The sequence below is a fragment of the Spirosoma harenae genome, from assembly GCF_054776975.1.
The window spans coordinates 232,255-255,537 of the sequence record NZ_BAAHBD010000009.1 but is presented as its reverse complement, the minus strand read 5'-3'; the positions used below and the strand labels follow the sequence as shown (position 1 = coordinate 255,537).

At 42.0% G+C, this 23,283-nt stretch carries 17 protein-coding genes and 1 tRNA gene; 10 read left to right on the top strand and 8 right to left on the bottom strand.

Going from position 1 to position 23,283, the window contains the following annotated elements; all coding sequences use genetic code 11:
• The first annotated feature begins 120 nt into the window (after positions 1-120).
• The 8 genes from ACYVE4_RS13950 (at position 121) to ACYVE4_RS13915 (ending at position 8,099) form a co-directional block, all read left to right on the top strand.
• On the top strand, positions 121-1,023 hold the full coding sequence (locus ACYVE4_RS13950; protein WP_461040696.1) for a hypothetical protein: 903 nt from the start codon (positions 121-123) through the stop codon (positions 1,021-1,023).
• A 649-nt stretch (positions 1,024-1,672) separates the two neighbouring features.
• Positions 1,673-3,052 carry a site-specific integrase gene (locus tag ACYVE4_RS13945; RefSeq protein WP_461040695.1) on the top strand — a complete coding sequence of 460 codons (1,380 nt, stop codon included), beginning with the start codon at positions 1,673-1,675 and terminating at the stop codon, positions 3,050-3,052.
• Position 3,053: 1 nt separating this feature from the next.
• Positions 3,054-3,998 (top strand): hypothetical protein, encoded by a 945-nt coding sequence (locus ACYVE4_RS13940; RefSeq protein ID WP_461040693.1) that lies wholly within the window; start codon positions 3,054-3,056, stop codon positions 3,996-3,998.
• A 74-nt stretch (positions 3,999-4,072) separates the two neighbouring features.
• Positions 4,073-4,363, top strand: a complete 291-nt coding sequence (locus ACYVE4_RS13935; protein ID WP_461040691.1) for a hypothetical protein — start codon at positions 4,073-4,075, stop codon at positions 4,361-4,363.
• Positions 4,360-4,794, top strand: a complete 435-nt coding sequence (locus ACYVE4_RS13930) for a VRR-NUC domain-containing protein (protein ID WP_461040690.1) — start codon at positions 4,360-4,362, stop codon at positions 4,792-4,794. Before ACYVE4_RS13935 ends, ACYVE4_RS13930 begins: the two co-directional genes overlap by 4 nt.
• A gap of 59 nt (positions 4,795-4,853) precedes the next feature.
• Positions 4,854-6,116, top strand: a complete 1,263-nt coding sequence (locus tag ACYVE4_RS13925) for an AAA family ATPase (protein WP_461040688.1) — start codon at positions 4,854-4,856, stop codon at positions 6,114-6,116.
• 115 nt (positions 6,117-6,231) lie between these two features.
• A complete protein-coding gene (locus tag ACYVE4_RS13920; protein ID WP_461040686.1) occupies positions 6,232-7,515 on the top strand; it encodes a BT4734/BF3469 family protein in 1,284 nt (427 codons plus the stop codon).
• 356 nt (positions 7,516-7,871) lie between these two features.
• On the top strand, positions 7,872-8,099 hold the full coding sequence (locus ACYVE4_RS13915; RefSeq protein WP_461040685.1) for a hypothetical protein: 228 nt from the start codon (positions 7,872-7,874) through the stop codon (positions 8,097-8,099).
• Positions 8,100-8,457: 358 nt separating this feature from the next.
• Here ACYVE4_RS13915 and ACYVE4_RS13910 read toward each other — a convergent pair whose 3' ends face one another.
• The 5 genes from ACYVE4_RS13910 to ACYVE4_RS13890 form a co-directional block, all read right to left on the bottom strand.
• Positions 8,458-11,109 carry a S1 domain-containing protein gene (locus tag ACYVE4_RS13910; RefSeq protein ID WP_461040684.1) on the bottom strand — a complete coding sequence of 884 codons (2,652 nt, stop codon included), beginning with the start codon at positions 11,107-11,109 and terminating at the stop codon, positions 8,458-8,460.
• A 159-nt stretch (positions 11,110-11,268) separates the two neighbouring features.
• Complete coding sequence (locus tag ACYVE4_RS13905) at positions 11,269-12,174, bottom strand: PD-(D/E)XK motif protein (protein ID WP_461040683.1); 906 nt, start codon at positions 12,172-12,174, stop codon at positions 11,269-11,271.
• Positions 12,152-14,440, bottom strand: a complete 2,289-nt coding sequence (locus tag ACYVE4_RS13900; RefSeq protein ID WP_461040682.1) for a Z1 domain-containing protein — start codon at positions 14,438-14,440, stop codon at positions 12,152-12,154. Before ACYVE4_RS13900 ends, ACYVE4_RS13905 begins: the two co-directional genes overlap by 23 nt.
• Positions 14,441-14,450: 10 nt before the next feature.
• Positions 14,451-15,992 (bottom strand): ATP-binding protein, encoded by a 1,542-nt coding sequence (locus ACYVE4_RS13895; protein WP_461040680.1) that lies wholly within the window; start codon positions 15,990-15,992, stop codon positions 14,451-14,453.
• Positions 15,992-17,413 carry a DNA cytosine methyltransferase gene (locus tag ACYVE4_RS13890; RefSeq protein ID WP_461040678.1) on the bottom strand — a complete coding sequence of 474 codons (1,422 nt, stop codon included), beginning with the start codon at positions 17,411-17,413 and terminating at the stop codon, positions 15,992-15,994. Before ACYVE4_RS13890 ends, ACYVE4_RS13895 begins: the two co-directional genes overlap by 1 nt.
• Positions 17,414-17,796: 383 nt before the next feature.
• On the opposite strand from ACYVE4_RS13890, the gene ACYVE4_RS13885 reads away from it, so the two are divergent.
• Positions 17,797-18,024: a hypothetical protein gene (locus ACYVE4_RS13885; protein ID WP_461040677.1), complete on the top strand. Its 228-nt coding sequence runs from the start codon at positions 17,797-17,799 to the stop codon at positions 18,022-18,024.
• 651 nt (positions 18,025-18,675) lie between these two features.
• The gene (locus ACYVE4_RS13880; protein WP_461040675.1) at positions 18,676-18,948 is read left to right on the top strand and encodes a hypothetical protein; all 273 of its coding nucleotides are present in this window, start codon (positions 18,676-18,678) and stop codon (positions 18,946-18,948) included.
• 182 nt (positions 18,949-19,130) lie between these two features.
• Here ACYVE4_RS13880 and ACYVE4_RS13875 read toward each other — a convergent pair whose 3' ends face one another.
• From ACYVE4_RS13875 to ACYVE4_RS13865, 3 genes are all read right to left on the bottom strand, one after another.
• Positions 19,131-19,631 carry a very short patch repair endonuclease gene (locus ACYVE4_RS13875; protein ID WP_461040673.1) on the bottom strand — a complete coding sequence of 167 codons (501 nt, stop codon included), beginning with the start codon at positions 19,629-19,631 and terminating at the stop codon, positions 19,131-19,133.
• A gap of 243 nt (positions 19,632-19,874) precedes the next feature.
• Positions 19,875-19,952 (bottom strand) — tRNA-Val (locus tag ACYVE4_RS13870).
• 120 nt (positions 19,953-20,072) lie between these two features.
• Positions 20,073-23,096 carry an amidohydrolase family protein gene (locus tag ACYVE4_RS13865; RefSeq protein ID WP_461040671.1) on the bottom strand — a complete coding sequence of 1,008 codons (3,024 nt, stop codon included), beginning with the start codon at positions 23,094-23,096 and terminating at the stop codon, positions 20,073-20,075.
• Between the last annotated feature and the right edge of the window lie 187 nt (positions 23,097-23,283).

Genomic DNA, 23,283 nt, shown 5'->3' with positions numbered 1-23,283 from the left:
GGCTGAATTGGACATAACCAAGTTGGTTTGAGTGAAACAATTTAGGAAATTGTCTCTTCCCCTTTTCACCCCTTTTGTCCACTTTCATTTGACGACGTACACTTTCTAGTCAACAACTTTGTGGCAATTGGTTATGACGAGGTCAAAACCGAAGAAATTGCCTACGCAAATTCACAGCCGAAAAGTCAGAACGCATTGGCAGTTATTATTCGCGATCACTATAAAGAGCATAAGAAACCAAGGTATATAGGCAATCAACTACTCGATTTCACTTACGGTATTGCCAAAGGTGATATTGTTATTATTCCAAGTGTGAACTCTGACTTACTGTCATTTGGAGAAGTGGAAGATGAAAGACCATATACTGGCACTAAAAATTCGAATGTTGAAAATCCATGCCCTTTTCTAAAACGCAGGAAAGTCAATTGGCTTAAAAAGGACGTTCGGCTAATTATGTTGGACCCACAATTTTATAGAATTAGATTTGTACATAGAGCATTAACAAAAGTTGATGCTTACAGCGAGGGCTTTATTGACAGAGAGTTATATCCCTTGTTTTTAAAGGAGAATCAAGGACATTTAGCAATAAATGTTCGAACACAGGAGCCTATAAAATTTAATGATTTTTATTTAGCCTGGAGCGATCTTTTTAAATTAACAGAAGAGTTTGGCGAAACTGAAAATTTGGTTATTGATCCGGACGATTTTGATATACGTGTTAATGTCCAGTCTCCTGGAACAGTAGAATTTATAACTACCTCTGTTGTGGCAATCGTCACAATGGCTTTAGTCTTATCTTTCGTAATTGGCGCCGATTTCGTTTTTAAGTCTAAATTGACCGGTCAGATAGATATTAAGACTCAGGGCTTTTTGAAGCGTCTAAGTGATTTTATGGAGAAAAATGAAGATAGAAAACTTAGAAAAGATTTAAGAAAAAGGCTCGAAAAAATGAATATAGAACCGACAGAAATTGTTAAATTGTTGAATCAAGCAAACAACAAAACTGATAATGACAATTCATGAACTTAATCAAAGTATTACGACGCATTAACACCTTTGTTCTTGTGTCAGGGCTTTTTTTCTTGCTGCAACAATACACGCTAGGATTCATTCCTATTTTAAGACGTATAGTCTTATTTAACATAGTTTACCTTAAAGATATCTTGTTTTTAGGTAGTTCTATTTTACTTACTATGTCTACAGTGCATTTTGAGCCAGGTAGGCGAGCTGATAGAGATCACTAAATCTTATTTCCCGTAAGAACAACCTGTTTGGGTTGTTCTTACGGTTTAAAAACCACATTACCTTAGTACACATTCAGATTTAGTTATTCTTGTGGCTTGAAAAGCTCTATAATCGTCTCAACCTCTTCTATAATTGTTGTACCTAGTGTTGTACCTGAAATCAAAAAAGCACTTAACATTATCTGCTAAGTGCTTGATTTCCAGTAGTGGGAGTTGACGGGTTCGAACCGCCGACCCTCTGCTTGTAAGGCATAGGTTATAAAGTACCCGTTATTAACTGTTTTTATTTAAATGTCTAATATATAGATATTTAAAAATGGTGTTTGTCTTATTGATTCTTGTTGTTTATAGTTATTGTGCTAGATTTGTGTTAGTAAACGTGTTAGGAAGAGACAACCCACTGCCTACATAGTCTGCCTACAACCACAATGGCACAATCAACTGATCATAAAGAAGCACGCGCCAGCGTTCGTATCGTCTATCGCACTTATGACTTGCAGAAGGACGGTACTTGCCCTTTCTTTATTTGTATTACTAAACAGCGCAAGCGTAAGTACATAGCGACAGGTCTAACACTTGCCCCTAAATACTGGGATGAGAGTAAGCAGTCTATTCGGCGTAACTATCCTGATCACCTAAAAAGGGATTTGCAGAGCCGGTTGAATGAGTTAGTCGAACGCTATGAAACGGCAGCCAAAAGCCTTGCTGAAACTGATGAACAACATGATGCGGCTACTGTTGCTAGTAAAGCAGTAGAAAGTCGCAAACAGACCCGAAAGACTACGTTGCTAGCTTATATTGATACCATTGTCCATGGACTAGTGATCGCCCGAAAAACAGGCAATAGCATTGTTTATAAAGATCTTCGAAATCAGTTAGCTAAATTTATAAAAGACGAATATAATACCCAGGATATACCATTCGATAAAGTAAATGTTTCGTTCTGTAGTGAATGGGAAAATACATTACGGGCGGGTGGAGCTGCGGACAATACTCTAAGCAATCGATTTAGAACTCTGCGAGCAGTATTAAATCGGGCAATTGCCAATGGTTTTGCTAAACCTGACTCTTATCCTTTTGCACGTACCGTTGCCGATAAACATAAATTTAGTATAGGCAAGTTTGATACCTCGACTCAAAAACGGGCAATTAGTCGTGAAGAGGTACGAAAGGTTGAAAATTATACACCTACTGCCATTTATGCCATCGAGGACTTTAAAGGAATACGAAACCCAGGTGCAGTTGCTAAAATCAAAAATGCCACTGAAATACAAGGTTTAACGTTTGCAAAAAACGTCTTCCTATTCAGTTTCTATGTTGGTGGAATAAATTTTGTTGACTTAGCAAAGCTTCGTTGGCGTAACCTCTCTACTGATGCTGAGGGCAACATTCGTTTAAGTTATATCAGGCAGAAAACGCGTGGGCGATTTTCTCTAAAACTCTTGCCAACGGCAATAGATATTATTGAGCAATATCGACCTGAAACCTATATTGGTCCGGATAGCTACATTTTCCCGATTTTAAACTCCGATCAACATAAGATTGAAACGCAGATAAATAACCGGCTTCATAAGGTGTTAGGGCAGGTTAACAAAAACCTGAAAATTATTGGTGAAAGACTTAGAATTAGTGCCCCATTAACTACCTACGTTGCTAGACATAGCTTCGCAACCAGCCTAAAACAATCAGGAGTAGCGGCAGCGATAATTGGTCAGGCAATGGGCCATAAAACCGAGGCTGTTACCGCCATTTATCTAGACTCCTTTTCATCAGACATTATTGATGATGCCTACAATTCCCTTATTTAATATGCCCAATATAGAAATCAAAAAATTAAATAAAGTTAAAATGCACTTTAATAAGTGGATCGAACTGCTTTCTTTTCCAGAAAGACTTCATCAATATTTTGATTTTGATGCCTTCTATCAAGAGTATAAAGGTGAGGATAGTGGCCCGCCAACATATGAACAGCGAAAGTTTTTTTGGAAGTATAAATCTGATGATTTGAAGTCAATTAGGATTGCAACTTCAGATAGAAGATTGGAATATAATCGTGAAATTCCAGAGTTAATCGAAGAAGTAGAAACTAATTCCATTAATGCGCCAAATGTAGATGCTAGTCGTCAAGAATACCTGCTGAGACTAGATAATTTCTATAAAGAGATGAGTAAGCAGGTTAATAAGTTTGATAGACGCTGGAAGAATCGTAAACATAAATTTGGTGCTAGTGGCTATAAGGATATGATTAATTCACTAGACATTGTTGACCATACATATCAAATCGATGGTGAATTACAAGAAATAGGTATGGCGATTCCTGGTATTATTTATGACTTGAAAGTGTACCTAAAACAGCTAGCTAATCTAACTTCTAGGGTATTTGATTATGAATTAGGCTCAACCATACCGCTTTCAAATGAGGATTCAGAGCCAGCTACACTATTTTCAAGTAAAAAATCAGAATCAATTATACCGCCTTCTAATAAAGAGTCAAGTTTAACTAAGCGACAAAAGATTTTAAAGTATTTTTATACAGGAGGTGATATGCTTAAAAGAAGCCAGCCAGAATATAATGACTATCTCCCTTTCTGTACACCCGCTAAACGTATATCATACCCGAACGGCTCAAAATCTAAAACAAAATACCTTATCAAGGACATTGAAAAAGTGCAACCTTTTCTCACTGAAATACAGAGACAACAGGCTGATTCAGAGATAGGTACTTTAAGAAAGAAATTATTAGTTGAAAATTAGCACCCCACCTGCACCCCAGGTGCACACTTCAAGCTCATATAATATTTGTCCTGTTCAAAAAATGACTAGGACATATGGAAAATCCATTTCAGTCGATAAACAATCGACTTTCTAATCTAGAGGGCTTAGCATTAGAGATATTGCTATTTCTACGGAATAGAACAACTGAGCCTATTTCGTCAGGTACAGACCGGCGTATTACAACTCCCAAAAAAATTATGGAAATGACCGGCTGGCCTCGGTCAACATTCTATGGGAAATTGAAAGAAATGCCCGAGGGCGTAGTAATTCGTGGAAAGTCTAAACGACTACTTATTGATGAGGAAAAATTTGTGGCTTGGGCTAAAACTCCTATCGAGCCATGACACCTGCGCTTAAACATCTCAATCGGTTAGCCAATGAAGCTAAGGCCAAGAAATATGCAAATGTTCCCCAGTTCGCATTGGTTAAGTCTCGATATAGCGATAAGTCGGCCAATGACTTAACTACGGCCATCATAGACTATCTCAAATATTCTGGCTATTTCGCCACCAGGCTTGCCAGTACAGGAACATTCCGTGCAGATCTGCAAAAATTCATTCCTTCAAAGCAGCGAAGTGGGTTACCAGACATTATGGGAGTAATTAATGGGCTGTCTGTATTTATTGAAGTCAAATTTGGCAAAGATCGTCTGTCACTAGAACAGCAAGATGCTATTTCTGAGCTCAAAAAAGCGGGAGCCTTTTGCGTTGTTGTCTCGAATTTCCAGGAGTTCTATGATTGGTTTCAGGAGGAGTTCCCCTCTCAACTTGCTTGATTATCTCAAAAGGAAACCGCCAACGGGAGCGAACCGAAGGCGGTTGAAAACTTACTAGTATGAGCCAAGAACACGACAAAGATACAGATTATATTGTCGTAGATATTCCTGATGGATCTTTTGATCCAGAACAACATCGACAATCAACCATTGCTGATAGTCACCAACGGACGACTAATAGCCAGCAACTGAAACAGCAATCTAAAGAACAACAATTGGAAGCATTTCGCCATCAGGCATTGGAAGTTATGATGGACATAGAAGAATCTGTAGCTGATCTAGCGACCAAAGCCGTGGTCTGGAGTTCGCCCCTGATTACCCGTGAGGAAATCGGCATTATTGGACGGGGTACCATTAGTATTGTGCAGGGCGCTTTTGGCTCGCATAAGTCTCGACTAGCTGAACAACTAGCAGCGTTAATGCTAACGACCGGTAACGACGACGATTCAAAGTTCTTAGGGTTTAAACGGGCAATGCTAGAACGTTTCTGCGTCTGCTATATTGATACAGAGCGGAATCTAACTGAAGAGTTGCCTTATGCCATTCAGGGGATTAAGTCAAAGGCAGGCTACAAACTCGAAGATAAGCCCGCTAACTTTCGATTCACTTCTGTTAAAAGCGTTGACCGGTCCCGCCGATTTGATGCAATAGAAGCTTTTATTGGCCACGCCCGAGATCAAACCAATCTGCACCTGTTTGTGCTGATCGATGTAGTGACTGATGCCATTGGCGATTTTAACGATCCTAAAGAGTCCATGCGATTGTTTGATTTTCTAGGTAACCTCTGCGATCGTCACAACGCCACATTTCTGCTGGTCATTCACCAAAATCCAGGAACCGATAAGGCAAGAGGGCATACGGGTACAGAAGCCGTTAATAAAGCCAGCACAGTCCTACAAATTGGCATTGAGAAAACGGAGAAAGGGGAAGATTCAGAACTCATCAAACTGAAGTATCTCAAACTGCGTCGAAGTAAGCGCCCTGAACCGGTATTTCTGCAATTTAGTGATGAGGCAAACGGATTGGTACTAGCTAGCAGTGATGCAGTAATAACTCACAACAACTACCGCACGCACAAAGCGGCTGTCGAAGATATAGCCGAGCGGCTGGAAAGCCTACTGAGTGAAGGCCCTGTACAAAAGGGGGAGGTAGTCATGGTACTAATGAAAGAGTTCAATGCTAGTGATCGAACGATACGTAACCGACTGAAGGAATTAATAGATCAGCAACCTGAAATGTTTGACAACGCTGGGCGATTAGCACGACTTTACGGCTATAGTGAAGGCAAAAACGAGTACTACCGCTTTGAACCACTTAAGTGAAAATTATTGGTGGCAGGTGGCAGACCCCCTATATGGTCTTTGCCATTGCCACCAACCAAAACAGGTGGCAATACAGGTTACCACCTATTTTTACCACCTTGCCACTAACACAATTATGGCTACATACATTCTGGCTAAAGAAGTGCTAAATGTTGAGGTATCGTGCTTTGCCAATTACAATACAGCTGGCAATCCCAAGCCTGTTAATCTCTATACTTGGCTGACCAATAGCAAATACAGGGAGAAGGTTGAACTGATTCGTCAGTTGACGGACAAGTTCAAACGAGATGAGGTCAAAGCGACCTTGCCAGCTATTACACCCAGCGGAGTATTCATCTACCGACAGGCGTCGGATTTAGTGCACCACAGTGGTGTGCTTCAGTTCGATATTGACCTGAAAGATAATCCTCGTATCCGCAATTATGCCGACCTGAAGACACAAATAGCCAAGTTACCCTTTGTTGCCTACTGCGGATTATCGGTATCTGGCACAGGGTATTGGGGCCTGGTACCCATTGCTTACCCTGAGTGGCATAACAAGCACTTTGATGCACTTAAACGAGTGTTTGCCTACTACGGCATTATTATCGATAACAAACCCCGTAATGTGGCTAGTCTACGCGGCTACTCCTATGATCCTGACGCTTACTTTGCCGAAAAGGTAATGCTCTTTGACATATATGACGAACCCAGGCCTGGCTCTACTCGAGACTTTGCACCAAGTAATAATGCGAATACTGAACGAGAACGGGTTGAATCCTGCATTAGAGAGATTAGGCGCCGAAGCATTGACATTACTTCTGGGTACAACTATTGGTACGCTATCGGTTGTGATTTGGCCAGTAGCTTTGGGGAAGGTGGGCGGGAATACTTTCATGTAATTAGTCAATTTAATCCTGAATACAACCCCGCAAATTGTGACCGTCAGTACAGTCATTGTCTGCGGAGTTACAAAGAAGTACAGTTAAAAACCTTCTTCAGTCGATGCCGAGACGCGGGTATAAACTGGAAAGAAATAACCCCTTATGAACTGCCAGCAGGAGCGATTGCACGAGTCCCAATTTCGAAACCGAAAAGTCAATCTCCCGGCAAAAACGGCAGAAGCAAGAATGAAACGAATGGTCGTATAGAGCCTACCGGTAGAGTAGCTGCAAATATAGATGAACGCCTAACTACCCCAATGAAGATAAAGAATGGCCCTAACCCTACTCAAAGTGAGGTACTACTGAAATTGCCCCAATATTTGGAGGATTACCCAACTGAGCGGTATCAGTCAAAACTACCGGATCCTTCACATACAATTAAGCAACAAACGGCAGCAAGTTATTTCAATTGGCAACGAACCCAGCCGCCTTTCAATCAATTAGGTTTAGCCACCTCAAAGGGAAAAACTGGCTGAGAATTGTAAATTCTTCGCTAATAGGGAAATAAAATTTTAACCTTGAACACCTGATAACTGTACGCAATGGTTCAAGAGAAAAGGTTTAATCCTTTCAGCCTACTTTTTCTCCCTCACTAGCCATTTTACGCCAATAAGCTCTATTTTTTGTTGTTTTCTATGTTAGGTGAATATATAGACTTTTAATTCAAACATTGGAAATTACTGACATTTATGGGTAACTTGTTGATTTTCAAGGAAAAGTTAATTGGTTTCATTGTTTTACTACTTGCACAGTCTTTGCATGGAACTACTGACTGAAAAAGGACTGGCGTTTGAGTGGCGTAACCAAAACTATACTTTATTCATTAATTGATATGAAACGAAAAATTTCACCACGAGTCCCCTTCTCCACTTTATTGCAAATTGGGAATCTAAGTGAGAAATTAGGGTTAAGTCAAGCAGTGGTCATTGAGAAAGCGATTGACTACTTCCATGCTGATTATGAGCGAACTAGGTTAGCCAAGTTACGGCTAGAACGGGAGATTATTGATGCTGAGATCAAGCGCTTAGAAGGTAAGAACTTAGCAGGCCATTCGTTATAGACAAAATTGGGTGGCGGTTGAGGGGCGTGAAAAATAAAGTTGCTATAAAACTTGCTCTTTCTTATTTACTAAAACAACTCTCTAGGGGCGCTTTTGTCAGATATATTTACCAAATACTTTTTATTAGCCTTTCTGTATGGCAAGTCTTATCTTATATAAATCCAGTTAAACAGAGAGATCGGGGTTAGGGCTTTACTTTTGACTTGGCATCAACTAGTGGGGAAACCCACCCCGGCCTCAATTTCTAATCACAGGTTGATTGTAGTTAACCCACCCCTGTATATCGTCAATTGAAAGTGGACAACATACAGTGTAAAAAGCAAGTTGCCGAAAACCTGCGTTGGTGATATTTACTGATTTAGTCTTTATAAGCTGTTTGACCTCTATCTGAAAAGTAAGTGCTATGAAAATACTTAATAGCTGCAGTTCGCTCAAAATCTTCTGATAGATCCACTTTTGTGTTACAAGTCTCGCAGAAGAGTATCTCACTCCCCTGGCGTCTTACTTTGTACGGCTCAGCCACTAGCTGTACTAAACGCTCTTCAGCAATGTTCGGAATGTTAAATCCTAACCGCTCTAGCTTAAACAATTTTTTTTTAAATTCAGATTGAGATAATTCCCCTCTAGAAAATCTGAACCACCACTTGCCTGCTTTGTTTTGACCACTACTTATCACAAATTTTGAAGTCTTAAGTTGGGCCTGTGCAATAAACCAGTTTAAGGCTTTAGAGTATTCAGCCTCATCGAATGTATCGGTCTGCATGGGTAAGCCACATTTATTACAGCATATGTAGCGCCCCCTATGTCCTTGATGGTGGCATCTATATTCCTGTCCGGTCTTCTGCAAAATGTACTTACGCCTGTCAATAACATCATCCGAACAACAGGAGTAGCAATAATTACAGACATACCAGCCGCACCGATCCGAGTCATATTCCGCTGGTCGACATTTTACACAATCTCGACTGTCAACCACTTGCTCGCATTTCCCATTCAGACAATGCGTAAGATAAATAGTCTCACCATGTCTTGAGCAGGCCTCATTCGTGCAATGAAAATCATTAACACCGTAGAAAGCATAATTAGATTGTCTGATAGGCCTTAGGATCTGCTCACAACCTCGACATCGCATATGCTTAAGGAAACGGTTAATTTTATTAATCAAGCTTAGGTATGTCTCAAGCTCTTTTGGTCGGTAATTGATGCCGAGTATGGCAAGCATGTCAATAAGTGTGTATTTCTCCCACTCATCCGCTTTATGTAACTGCCTCGATGCTTGAAAGCACTTCTGATTAGCACACCACCAGAACTCTTCGTTAGTCGATTCATCGAGTACTGCTTCGCCCGTCTCTAAATTGACAGCTTTTCGACCATCACAAACCAAATGACGGTCAGGTACTTTATAACGGACATACTCCCGCTCAACGGACACGATCTCGCCTTTGTCGTCCTGATGAACATGCTTACGTACTGAGCATCGCCCCTCACATTTGTCAAAATACCCCGTCACTTCGAGAATATCGTTTGGGTCTCGCAATTGAGATAATATGATATTATATAATTTACGCTCCTCTTCCTTAATAGATGACCTTGTATCGAAGTTGACCTGTCGAAGTAGCGCTGAGGTTGTATTGAGGATAATACTTGTGGAATAGTCTAAATGTTGGCCATCAATCTTTTCAGCCGCTTTACTGGTGTCGTAATCAATTACGTTCAATGATAGTAAGTCTTCCGCCGTTAATTTTACATGACCTTCGGCTTTGTAGTGAAGAGTTTTTTTTACAAATCTTTTTTGGTCGTTTACTGATAACGTAAAAACATAAGGCTTGTATTGATCGAAGTCCAGAGTGACATAATAATCCTTCAGCCACAGGTCAAGCTTGTGATAAGGAGGTAGACTGACAGTGATCATGTCAATGATACCATCATAATGTCCTGAAATATATTCCTTTATTAGATCCAGCAACTTTATATGCTCCCCTCGATTCCAAGCTTGTTGATCAATAATATTCTTGGCTACTGACGTTAATATTTCTAGGCATTCCAACTCAGTGCATCGCCGTAGAATTTTGTCCTGGTTTGCTTTATCCTTATGCAGCAATACAGCAATTAAATAAGAGATAGGGCATTTGTCCGTAAACTCTTCTAGCCAGATTCCGCAATGCACTTCCTGGCTTACTGCCGTCTCTAGAACCTCAAACACCGCTTTTATCTTATCAGGCATGAACTCCCGCGTTAGCGCTAAAAGAGCACAGCAACTCTCTAGATTGCATTCGGATGGGTGTTGCTCGTAATGAAGAGCGACCTTGAACAGGATATTGCTTCTTTCTTCAACAGTACATTTATCTAAAATTACCCTTCGCTGGGCCTTACCGGTTTGAATGATCAGTAATGAAGCATGATCAATTGGGCAGTTAGGAAGATAGCTGCTTAGCCATAGATCGTATATTATCTCTTCTGAAATTAATGTATATAGCTCAACTGTAATGGCAGAATAATATTGCTCAAAAAGATCCTTGCCGATCTTGAGCATTGCTTCTAAAAATGCTTTTGTACCATTAGGATTTTCTTGAGAAGCGTTCTTTACAAGGAACGAAAGATATTGACTAAATAAAGTCTCTCTGTTACTGGCATCTGCGTTCGAATTAAACAACGTGATGATCCGTTCGCGTAAAGCTTTTTGTAGTACGGGATAATCACTATACACCCCACGGGATTTAACATTGCTCAGAAAATTCTGTAGCAGGAAAGAATGGTCTTGCTCGGTTATGAGTAGCCGAACCCCTACTGCTTCGTATTTATCGACATGCTTTCTGGAAGGATGTATAGCAAACGTCACAGCCTTGTTCTCGGTGAATGCGCTAAGTACCTGCCCTTTTTCTATACTGCGCTCATGAAAAAATAAGTCGCCAAGCTCAATATGATGGACGAACCCATAATTAGCATCCCGTACTTCATCACGAAACCACTTAACTAAGCCAATATATCTCTCGTCAGGTTTAGGGGCCACTGTTGAGTATTGTTTTGAGCTATATTGCTATGTAACAAATAAAAAATCAATGCTTTAGCAAACTAACGGGAGGAATATTCTCAAATCCTTTTACTCCGATGCATCTATTGACAAGAATGGTTTTAGTTTGTGTAGGCGTCAGTCGGTTTTTTGATTGGCTTACAACTGTACCTGAAACTTTACGTTCGTAACTCCTATAGGCACATCATTTCGACTAATCCTTGGTATTTGTAAGCTGTCAAAAAAGCGAATAGATTCCTTAGCCAAGTCATCGCTGAAGGTTAGCCGAGTTGCTTCCTTATAATCTTTACCCAGCGTTCTGGCGATTTGAATTAATAGCTTTTCTAGTAATTGGCTGTTAGTTAACTGGCCTTTAATCATGTCAACAAGAGCAAGAATCGTAATGCCAGTTGATGTCTGCTTTGTCATAATAGATGCCACTTTTACCTGAATACCTTCACCTGGGTTAAGTTGCTCCATTGAAAAAGTATGTATACGTCGATCCTGAACTGTTGCTTTGACCTCAAGGCGATTATTTCCCCACTGAAAGTCGAATGTGTCCGTCGGATTTGTATGCCAGCTTTCAACTAAGAAAGCTGGCATATCACTTTCGGCAATAACAAACAATTCCGCCCATAGACCCAGTGCAGGTTTCCGAGCAACTTCGGTTAATAACTTAAAGACTTCTGTATATCGAAACAAGATCTCTAAAACATGTTGTTCGGTTGGCAACGCTGGTAAGGCATCAATCAAAGTTTCAGTAATTCGTAAGAAATATTTTTGTAGCTCAGGATCAGAGCTAGTAAATATTATGACCGTAAATAGCTCATCATAACTCTCTAGCCCTGTATTAACTTGACATTTAATGTCTGTAAGCACTTTCAAATTCTGAAGCTTAAGCCGTGGCTTCTGACTAAAGTTATGCTCCGTTCGAATTAATAAAGCTGGATAGGAATCCTGTGTCTTAGCCAGTCGATGGGGTGAATAAGGAGTAACTGGCTCAGCATTATACATATTCTCCCCATCAGGGCTAGCAATGGTATTAAATAGGTCGTATAAATTCATTACTATTCGTTGGCTGAAGCACCGTGTGACTCTCTAGACTACTTGGTAAACTGAGCGCTAAGGTTGGGACGCGACGATAAGCCACCCCCAGCATATCACGAATGTTTAATAAATGAACCTGAACATTAATCTCGCCTGGAACCATAATATTACGTGCGCCTGGATAGCCTGTATTAACGTTAGAGCCCTGAAACAACTGACTTATCTGCCCCCTTCCATCAATCCCCCGGATACTTGGCGACCAATGCTGAATGTCAGTGACCGACATTAAGTATAGGTTGCAAGTAAGCTCAGGCAATGCATCTGCACGGTCAGTCAACACGCTGCGAATTAATGTGAAGTTATTCGAGTCCGTTGCTCGAGTGAATTTTAGCTTATTAAGTAAATTGTCTAATATATCTCTTACGGCAATTTTTGCTAACAAATTCTTTTGCTCTTCAGTACGCCGAGGATCGCCTGGATCGAGCATAAACAAACTCTGATGCTCAGTAACAAATGTCATTAATACTTCTAAGTTTTCACCAATTAGCTCTTCTGTATCTTGTGGTGACTTAATATCGGTCCACTGATTACCTCTGATAATGCTTCTGACGACTTCGTCATATAAGACGTTTCTTCGCGTCAAACTTAACATGGAATTAAGGACGGCCTGTCGGTTCCAATTATCTAAATGAAGGTTATTAATATTATATTCTGCTAATCGATTACGCACGTCCTCTTCATGCCGTATGATATCACGGTAAGCGTGAATGACGCTATTTGGCAAGAACAGTCGGCAATACCCTAAGTAGTTGCCCTTGTAGCCGAAGAATCGTGCCCGTTGTAAGACGGTGTCTACATTCCCCGTCCCAATGTCACGGGGCATGTATGTGACGGTAAGCCCTTCTACCGTGAAGCCTCTATCAAGCGCCTGGCCACCAATCAGGATAAAGGAATAGTTAGTCGTCCAAGGGATTTCGGGCGTTCGTCCCGCTCTCGCATTGACCACAATACGCTGTGTGTATCGCAACGCTCTATTCAGGACGTGGCTTGATTGAAGTTCTGCGAAAGACGGTAGGCCGGGCACGGTCAAGCTAAGCTCGGCATGCGATCGCTCCATCACTAATAAGAACTCTTCCTTATCCTGGTTCCCTTCAGGCTCATCCAATAAGCGTATCCAACTGTTGACAGTATTATTTACCCAATTTTGGTAATCCCGGTGCTCACCAGTCGTCCGAGATGGGTGAATCATCATTGTTCGATTCGATCCGCTTGCTTCCCCATTGTAAAATCCAGCGGCTACGCCCAAATAAAAGATACGCAGAGCTTCCAGCAGTGACTGAGGAATAGCAGTGAGGTGGTTATCATCGCTATCTAAGTCATGAGTAGGTATTGGCCTGACTAATTCTGGCCGCTCAATGAAGAAAGTCCGGCCTCCCGTGTAGCTCTCTCCTGGAGTTAAGAGTTTGATAAAGTTTGGCGAAAGCCGGTCAAGAATATTTATAAAGAGCGGGGCTTGTGGAGTAGCGGTATATTGTAGAAATGTGTGATGCGGAAGCCGGGAGCGAATGTCTGTAATTCGACGGTATATTGTGCTTGCTTCGACGTCCGTTAGCGGCCTTCCTTCATCAGCTGCTCGCTTCGCATTCGTGTTTAAACTGGCTTGGTCGCCTTCATCATCAATAATTAATGTGGAGACACCATTGAGGTTAAAGGTTTGAAGCAGAGCGTCTAAGTTTCTCAAGTGACTTCCATTTTTCATCACCGTAATAATTATCGTTTGGCACTCATTGCGAGGAAAATAAGGGTCTGTCCACTGATCTAGCACTGCCTTTATGCTATTGCGCTGGTCGGTACCTTTAGGGTTGGCAATGAGCATCCAACGCCGATCACTTCTCGGTAGCCGTAAGTCCTGTTGCAATCGGTCGGTTGTTTGCTGACTAAGTGGTTTAGACGTGCCTGCGATAATGATAATCAATTTATAATCGTTGTCCCGTGCCATGGCCGTTAGCGTCGTGAATGACAGAGTCTTTCCGCTCTGAACGTAGCCAATGACCAATCCTGTCTCCCGAAAGACCTCTGTTTCTGGGTCACCACATAGCTCTAGGATTGAAGTTGTTTCGTTAATGATCTGTAGGCCTGCGTTAGTTGGCCTACCCTCCGGATCAATTAAGTTGTTATGGCGATCTTTTGCTTGTAAAAGGGATAAAACTTCATTGCCCATATTTATTGGCTCCCAAGTAGAAAATATGGTGGAAGGTTGAATAACTCGGATTTGCTCACTCATGGCTTGTGGATTATTGTTTGGTCAAAAGGTTAGAGATTAAAGCATTAAAATTTCGACGAATTTCCCCTTGTCCAGTGCTGTGAACGCTTTTAGCTACCGTCTCAGCTAATCCTAAAGCCGCAATAATCTTAAGGATCGGCTCCATGCGCGACTTATCGATTCCTGCGTAGTACTCCATAAATGGATGAGTTAAGGACAAGCGAATGCCAACTTGACGGACATCTTTTTGCCGATCAAGTAAGTACTGAGGGATTAAATGATCTCCAATCTCGTAGAAATTTTTAATTGAGGGGTCAAACGACATCTCGATTAAGATTTCCCAAGTGGAGTCGTTAAACTCGACTTTAAACAGTTGATTGCTGGCTTTTTCTGTTGAACTTAAGGGCTGGTTCAAATCAAGATCTAAAGCAGGCAAGCTACGTATAGTAGTGAGAATCTCTTGGGCGTTTTGTTCTAGTTGAGCTACAGTATTTTTTACAACTACTGCTGAGGTATTTTTATAGTCGGTCTCAGAAGCTTTTACTCGATAATGGTCAGCTTGCTCAAGTAGAGGAGCCAGGTCATCTTCTAACAAGTCTAGGAAGATTTGCATGTTCTCATCTGCTTGAAAGCCACGCTTACTAAAGCTTACTTCAAATCCATTTAAGTGCAGTTCACCAAAAACCCGCTGATAGCGAAAGCTATTTGGGTTCTTGAAGATTTGTGGTGGACGGAATGTCTCATCAAAGCTGCCTTGAATGACTCGGCCGCGACGAAACAAAGCAAGGCCAGCTTCTGAGGTTGATCCTTTTTCACGAATGGCGACAAACCCATGGACGCTCAAAGCATCATCGATTGGAAAGTGAACGTCATGCTTCCAGATTACTGAAGGGCCTGTTAAGTTGTCATATGAGGGGGCTTCTAAGATCTTTGGCTCATCATAAGTAAGTTGCTCACCATTAAGCGACAGTCTTAAGCTATTGCTACGAATAAAGTCTCGATAAATACTTGCTAGGTGGCTTTTAATTTTAGCAATAGTCTTCTTTTGTGGCATCCGATGGACTTTCAATAACTCAATGACGGTGTAATGCTTTGATGGAGAGATTGGCTCAGTATCAACAAGAAGCTCTTCTAGCTTATCTTCGAAGATCTTATCCATATCAAATACCACCAATTTCTCTACGGGCTCACCTATCGCAGTTGTCCGCACCGTCCAATAATCAGAGTACCAACAAGCTGCGGACTTCATGCCCATGCCAAACTCGGATAGGCCAGATGCATCTAAGGGACGCTCAGCAGGCCGAAAGGCTCTAGCGTAATTTTTTTCATCAATGCCAGCCGCATTATCTCTTATTCGGATAAAACTCTCGCTCGTGTCCACTTCAATAGCTACTTCCAGGCGATAGCTGTCACCTTCTATATCTTTTAGAGCCGACACGTTTTTTAAGTAACTGTCAATAGCATTATCGACAAATTCGGCAATAGCATACCAATGATCGTATTCGATGTGCTTTAGAATGCCAAGCATAGCCACTCCTGGGCGAATGCTAATCTTTTCCTGCGTAGTACTCATTACCCGAAAGCTAGCTCTAATTGACTGCTGCTGACGACACTTTTAAGGCTCGAACGATTTAGCCGACTTGGAGATTGATGGTATTGCTTGCCATGGATCAAGCTTTCAGCAATCACTTTAACAATATGAGCATTTACAGCATTACCCAATGCTTTAAAACAAGTGGTATCGTATTCGGGCAACTTTATTCCTTCTAACGCCTGAAGCTTTGCCCCCTCTTCACGAGTTATATATCGTCGCTCCCAGCCAAGAATTGGGACTTGGGTATTTGAGCATACGAGCGACGGGAAAAAGTCAGCTTTTTTCACACGTATGCCAGACGCTCTAAACTGAATGATGTATTTAAAAATGTCACGCTCTGCAACTTCTCCAACGTTCCATTCTAGCTTTTGCCAACTTTGCGATTCATATCGGGCAATTCGCTGTACGATCTGCTCAATATGGGGTTGATTGCGCTTATAAAATTCTCTGCTTTGATGAATGTAGCTTTTCTTCCAATTAGGAAACTCCTCTCGATCTCGTGCATAGTTAGGGAGATTTCTTAGCTGCATTTTCTTTGGCATGTCCGCTAAGCTCTTGCCAAAAGAGCCTTTATACTGACTGAGCGTCTTCTTAGAAAAGTTTGCTGGAGCTCGTCCCTCAAAGGGGTAAGTAGCCCCAAATTCCATTGCCCATATTGGAGCGCCAATTATGCGATTTTCAGCTGGAATGGCCTGAATAAACTCTTGCCACAACTCTAGACAGGCTATCTCTGCTTTGGGTAATTCACGCTTTATGATTGGATTTTTATCTAGAAATTCAGGAACATTCAGTAGAGAATGAGTCGTATTATACCAAGTAAAGTGGGATAATCCTGCGCGGCACCCAACAATAAAGATGCGTTGACGGTGCTGAGGGATTCCAAATTGATGTGGAGAGTAGATACATTGATCAACAGTATAGCCCGCTCCCTCCAATTGCTTTTTCATCTTAGACCAGGTCTCCTCATTCTTATGCTTGGCTAAGTAAGCTACGTTCTCTAAGATAAAGTACTTAGGTTCTCGATGCTTTAGGATCTTAATGATCTCGTCAAACAATGTCCCTCTTTCTTTGTCATCCGTGCCTTCTTGCTTACCCGCTTTGGAGAATGGCTGACAGGGAAACCCAGCGCAAAGTATATCGTGAGGAGGGATTTGGTCAATGTAGTGGTCTACGATACGGCGAATGTCTCCCTGGGGCAGGATGCCCCAATTTCGCTCGTATAACTTTTGTAGGCTTACATCTATCTCGCTAGCAAATACGCATTCGTGCCCTAGCTCTGACAAGGATTTATGGAAGCCACCAAGGCCGGCGAATAAGTCAATAAATTTGAGTTTTGGTTGAATTAATGTAGGGGTATAGCCGGTTGTAGCCTGCCCGTTTATCGAGTCGTGGAGTACCATTATATTTTTGTTACTCTTTTAAAATTGCGTTAATATAAATTATTATAAGTATAATGCTGTTACAGCATTATGATTTCTTTTCGGATAGCTGTAACCATCTAAAATTCGTAACTATAGGCGCTTCGGCGATGCTAAAGCCCGTAGCTTCTCTATATAATCGTCATTCGTCCTTTTCGGGAATCTGGGATCGCTTATGAGCCGTTCAAGGTCAATTAAACTATAGCTTATTGTGCCTTTCGCATCTTGTTTACGAATGTGCCGTAACTCCTTTCTAGCTTCATCAATAGTCCATTCATTCATCGCATATATAAAGATTTGTACTCAATGGTTTATATTGAGCACTTAATTGCAAACCAGCCCCAATTTAATTAATAAACAACCTAATGATGTCTTCTGAACCAAGGGTCTTTTATATTAAAGTAATCCGTGAGCCAGGTGAAGACACCTTCTCAGGAACAACTTACGGGTATGCTGAAGAAGAGATTGAGATTGAGGCCGTAAGTAAACTTGAAGCTTACAAAAAAAGCCATCTATATTGCAATATAGAGTTTCGTGGCCAAACCAGGCGAACATTCATTGACGATGAAGAATATTTTGATGAGCGGTATTAATTCGGTCATTTTCTATAAAATGTGACGCACTCTGTAAAGTCGGAATAAAATTGTTATTAATTGTTGTTGTACGGCTTCCTGACAAGTGGCTTTATGCCTTCTTTTATGTTTGTGTGTAGAATTGGCAATACAGTCAATATTTATGAAGGGTCAAAAGGCAAAAGTTAACACATGCTCAGCAAGAGCAGATACAGACTATACTTAACAAGAGACCATTTGAAGGAAAGCCTTGTGTACAAAGCTTTCAAGCTATTTTCGATGATAAGCTATTTAGTGAGCTAGGTAAATCTTACATTCTCAAGAATGACTTTACAACTCATTATAGCTCTATCTCAGATACGCTTTTCATTCCAAGGCCGGAAATTCAGTTTCACTCAACTTATCCAGCGCCAGATGACCCTCATATCGAGATAACACAGGCCACCGCCATATTCTTAGTTCACAATATTAGCTATTCAGCAATTAGAGCGTTCGAAGACATTTTTAAGTCTATAGCCTACTACAAACAATCTATTTTGCATGGCTACGCCCACCTTGACTTCAGAATCAATGTATTTGAAAGCTTAAGCTAACTGACAAGTCTATGACTTTCTAAATTTGCGAAAATTGACCAGTTGAACCACATTTAAGCGCTATTCAAAGCCCAATATTATGCTTCCGCTTATTACCTCACAGATGCAAGATGACACTCTTCAATGGCTCTGTGACAATGTACACCCCGGCCAGATGACTCCATTTGATTGGAATGGCCTGATAAACTCTACTGCAATAGATGAGGATACAATTGATATTATTCTTGAGGACTTTGGAGACCGTGGTTTAATCGACAACTACAATCTTGCTAGAATTGGTCCTGCTCTCATTTTGAAGGTTGAAGCTCATAAATTTCTTCAGTGGCTTTTCCGTCATGGATGCTTTGAATGAAGCAAATATTCAAAAGGTATTGTATGAGTTGGATAATTTAAAAAGACAACTCAAGCCTGACCAATTTGATACTTACAATAAGGTCACTACAATAATGGCATCCATTGCCACTGTGGTTACTGCATTTAATACTAAAAACTAAGCCCTGCATTTTAAAATGGGTAATACCTGCATGTCTTGAGCTATATATCAGGCAATTTCAACTCAAAAAACCTTTCATCAACGCTGGCTAAGATCTCTTTCAAGCATGTGCCTAGATGCTGGTTGACCTGATGCTCCCAGAACCTTAAGACTAGCCATCCCAACGAGGTAAGGGCCTCGTTAGTCTCTCTGTCCCGCTGAATGTTGCGCTCAATCTTTGGTATCCAGTATCCTACGTTATGTTTTAGTCTAAGTTTTTTTACATCCCAATCATGGCCATGCCAGAAGTCACCGTCAACAAATACAATAAGCTTGTATTTGATAATTACAATGTCTGGTGAGCCTGGTAAGTTCTTATAATTCTTACGATACCGGAGGCCTACGTTCCAAATCGCTTGTCTTAGCTTTAGCTCGGGCTTTGATTTGGTTGCCTTGACGCGCTTCATGCGAGCGGAACGGCCAGGAGCAGGCTTAAAGCCCATGTCTTCTCCATATCGAGGAACTACAATCTTACTCTGGATTTCATCCTTCAAGCGAGACATCTGGGAATTAGCTTATATATATTTAATGCTTATATTAGATAGCAACTTTGCTATTAAACCAGTAATCCATCCTTTTAGGTAACATATAATTTTTTCTATTCAATATATATTATTAATAGAATGGAGGGTATAGAAGATTGGAACATACAATTTCTCAGAGGTACTTATGCAATTGTGTTAGTAAACGTGTTAGTCGGAACAAAAAAAGCACTTAACATTATCTGCTAAGTGCTTGATTTTCAATGGTGGGAGTTGACGGGTTCGAACCGCCGACCCTCTGCTTGTAAGGCAGATGCTCTGAACCAGCTGAGCTAAACTCCCTTGCCCGTTGTTTGGGACTGCAAATATGGGGATTCAAGTTTCTTTTTGCAAGCCTAGCCTAAGAAAAATCTGAAAAAAATATTGAATGTCATAAACTAAATATCATCAACCGATTGATCGTCAAGGGTGTTTGAGCAGATTATCGATATGGAAAATTTCGCCGTTCCGGATGACTTGTTCAACTTTGAGGGCGTCTTGTATCTTATTTAGTGGATCACCATTTACAATGACGATATCTGCTAGCTTTCCGGGTTCTATTGAGCCTAGGTCTTTGCTGACGCCGACCGTTTCGGCGGCCCAGAGCGTAGCCGAGCGTAAAGCTTCATAGGGGGTTAAACCAGCGTCGACGAAGCATTGCAGTTCCGTGTGTAGGCTTAAGCCATAGGGTACAAAAGGACTATCGGTTCCCGTCGTTACGTGAGCACCGGCAGCGATTAGTTTCTTGATGCCTTGTTGCAAATTGCCGAAGTTGGTCAGGTATCCGGGATTTATTTTCGTGATCTGAGCGGCTCCAGCCTGAAGCGAATTCCTGAAATCCTCCGTGAAAAAGGTCTTGTACTGCAAGTTTTCGGTGAGATTTGGATCTTTTGAGGCCAGCACAAAAAAACCACCTTGTAAGGAAGCTGTTGGCGTGATGTTCATGCCTGACTTGGCCAGGAGTTGAATAACATCCTGATAGCTTCGATTCATCGCCGTGATTTTGGGCGAATACCCTCGTCGACTGGTGCCGCCAATGTGTTCAACGGCATCAACATCATAGCGCATAGCCGGGAAAATCTCGTGCGAGGATACGGGTAAGCCGTGTGCATGGGCGAAAGTCGTTATGCGTTGTTGCATCGCATCAGGCATCCTGACGTAGGTTTTAATCAGGTCGTAGCCCAGGCGAACGGCGCGGTTAAGTTCACGATCAAGCTGTTCGTCGGAGTTGATGCTGGTAGCCGCGCCGTAATAAATACGATTTCCATCCGTAAGGCCACCTGTAAAGAATTGCCGTGGACCTGGGCGGGTGCCACTGGCCCAGGATTCTTTACGTTCCAGCGCATCGTACGGATCGGCGCCGGGCTCACGAATGGAGGTAATTCCATAGGATAGCCATAATCGGCCCAGTCGCTCGCCCGTCATGGCATGTTGATGAGTATGCATTTCAAACAAGCCCGGTATGACCGTTTTCGTGGAGGCATCGATCAACTTCCCTGGTCTGCCTGTCTGATGGGGTACGATGGCTTTAATGCGATGTCCTTCAATTAAAATGTCAACATTCTGGCGATAGGTATTGGCTTTACCATCAAATAATCGCCCGGCATGAACAACCGTCTGATCGCTGGGTTGGTGGAGTTGCCAGGTTAGCTCCATAGGAATTGTTTCAATTTTCCCGTCGGCCAGCGACACTTCTTTTAGGACATCCGTTGCCAGAAAAAGTAGATGTTTAGAATCACCCGTCCAGGTGGGCGCTTCGGCCTGCTCGGTAGTCAACTGGCGGGGTTGGCCGCTGGGAGTTCCATCAGCCGTAACGGTTGTAGTCCAGAGTAGGCCGTCCAGAATGTAGGCCATCTGTGTGCCATCGGGCGACCAAACAGGCCCATTTTTACTACGCGTTGCCAAACTATGGCCGGGCGCAGGTGATACGTATCGATCGTTTTTTCCGTCAAATGAAATTAAGAGTACCTCACTAACTCCCTCACGGTACCGAGATGAGTAGGGGTGCAGCGCTGATAAGGCAAGGGTTTTGCCGTCGGGGGACCAACTCGGCTGACTGGGTACAAAAACTGACTCGTGAATTTTTTGTGTTTTGGGCGTATTAACGTCAGCTGTATATGTTACATCAGCCGTATAGAGTGTACTTCGTCCCCAGGCGTTGCGTGGATCGCTCTGGTAAAAGGCGATCTTACTGCCGTCAGGCGACCAGGTAGGAAAGTGTAAATCGTCAGCCATATCGACTAGACACTTTTCCTGGCTCGTTTTCATATCATGAATCCAGACATCCATCGTACCGTTTCGGTCTGAAACGTAGGTCAATTTTGTGCCATCAGGTGACCAAGCAGGATCGACTTCAACGAAGGGGCCGTTGGTAAGCGCTTTGGGGTGCTTATTGCCTTTGGTTAAGATCCAAATATCGCCTAATGCCGCAAAGGCAATCTGACGGCCATCGGGTGAAATCGTTGGTCCTTTGATACCTAGAACGGGTTGTGGTTTTTTAGTGTCGAAATCGTAGGTTTTGCGTTTGTACGTATTACGAGGTAGGGTAATGATGGCCTGAAATGGAATGGTAGCGGCTGATCTACTGCCTAGTTTACACCGTTTTATAAGACCATCGGCGGTATATATATATTCGTCGGTAGAAATCCAGGACAGCCGAAATGGAAAAACATCTTCTGATGGCTCAGTCAATAGTTGTGCGTTTCCTCCTGCTATAGGAACAGCAGTTAAGCCACTTTGCGATTTGGAAAGGTTATTATAAAGCAGTTTTGACCCATCAGGGCTCCAGGCTGGACTGGCTAATTTATCGTTGGAGGCCGAAACGATTTTTTCGGATTGTCCCGGCGTGATCACGTAGACACCCGGCGCGTCGAGCCGATCAGAGATAAAGGCAATCTGACGGCCATCGGGTGAAAAAGCCGGATTGAAATCGTTGGCTGAGTTAGTTGTTAACTGAGTTAGTTTATTGTCTGACAGCGTTAATTGCCAGATGTCGTAGCTCCCACTTCGATCCGAAGAAAACACGATTGATTTTCCGTCAGGAGACCAGTGTGGTTCACGGTCGTCGTATAGACCAGTGGTCAATTGTCGAGGTTTTCCTCCGTTTTTTGATACCGTCCAGAGATGATATCGACCATCCCAGAAAGCATGAAATGCAATCTGAGTTCCGTCGGGCGACCAACTGGGCTGGCGGCAATCGCCGAGTGGATCGGTGATCGGTTTGGCTATGCCACCAGTTACAGATACAACCCAAATGGTTCCTTGTAAATCAAGGGCGATTAACTTCTTATCCGGCGAAAGGTCGGCCGCCATATTCGTTCCCTCTGTCACCGTAACCCGAATTGAATCAATCTTCGCGGCTTTGACCCTCGCTATCCATGCTAAATTTAGAAAAAGGCTAAGAAGCAGACAGAAATAGCTATGTTGGCGAATACCTAACTGTATCACGATGAAGGGGGTTATTCTAAGAACCTTTTTTTTATGAGATCATTAAGGTATAAATAAATATCGCTTTGTGCTGAAATACTTATATGAAATTTTATAAAAATAGGAATTGGTGAAATTTATTATAAGAAAGTGCTATTAGGCGTAAACATTGGTAAGATAGTCTCACGTCTGATGTCATTGGAAAAAA

Excerpts from the sequence above, each read along its gene's own strand:
- ACYVE4_RS13945 (WP_461040695.1), top strand. The coding sequence starts at position 1,673 with ATGGCACAATCAACTGATCATAAAGAAGCACGCGCCAGCGTTCGTATC.
- ACYVE4_RS13940 (WP_461040693.1), top strand. The coding sequence starts at position 3,054 with ATGCCCAATATAGAAATCAAAAAATTAAATAAAGTTAAAATGCACTTT.
- ACYVE4_RS13935 (WP_461040691.1), top strand. The coding sequence starts at position 4,073 with ATGGAAAATCCATTTCAGTCGATAAACAATCGACTTTCTAATCTAGAG.
- ACYVE4_RS13930 (WP_461040690.1), top strand. The coding sequence starts at position 4,360 with ATGACACCTGCGCTTAAACATCTCAATCGGTTAGCCAATGAAGCTAAG.
- ACYVE4_RS13925 (WP_461040688.1), top strand. The coding sequence starts at position 4,854 with ATGAGCCAAGAACACGACAAAGATACAGATTATATTGTCGTAGATATT.
- ACYVE4_RS13920 (WP_461040686.1), top strand. The coding sequence starts at position 6,232 with ATGGCTACATACATTCTGGCTAAAGAAGTGCTAAATGTTGAGGTATCG.
- ACYVE4_RS13915 (WP_461040685.1), top strand. The coding sequence starts at position 7,872 with ATGAAACGAAAAATTTCACCACGAGTCCCCTTCTCCACTTTATTGCAA.
- ACYVE4_RS13905 (WP_461040683.1), bottom strand. The coding sequence starts at position 12,174 with ATGAATTTATACGACCTATTTAATACCATTGCTAGCCCTGATGGGGAG.
- ACYVE4_RS13900 (WP_461040682.1), bottom strand. The coding sequence starts at position 14,440 with ATGAGTGAGCAAATCCGAGTTATTCAACCTTCCACCATATTTTCTACT.
- ACYVE4_RS13895 (WP_461040680.1), bottom strand. The coding sequence starts at position 15,992 with ATGAGTACTACGCAGGAAAAGATTAGCATTCGCCCAGGAGTGGCTATG.
- ACYVE4_RS13890 (WP_461040678.1), bottom strand. The coding sequence starts at position 17,413 with ATGGTACTCCACGACTCGATAAACGGGCAGGCTACAACCGGCTATACC.
- ACYVE4_RS13885 (WP_461040677.1), top strand. The coding sequence starts at position 17,797 with ATGATGTCTTCTGAACCAAGGGTCTTTTATATTAAAGTAATCCGTGAG.
- ACYVE4_RS13880 (WP_461040675.1), top strand. The coding sequence starts at position 18,676 with ATGCTTCCGCTTATTACCTCACAGATGCAAGATGACACTCTTCAATGG.
- ACYVE4_RS13875 (WP_461040673.1), bottom strand. The coding sequence starts at position 19,631 with ATGTCTCGCTTGAAGGATGAAATCCAGAGTAAGATTGTAGTTCCTCGA.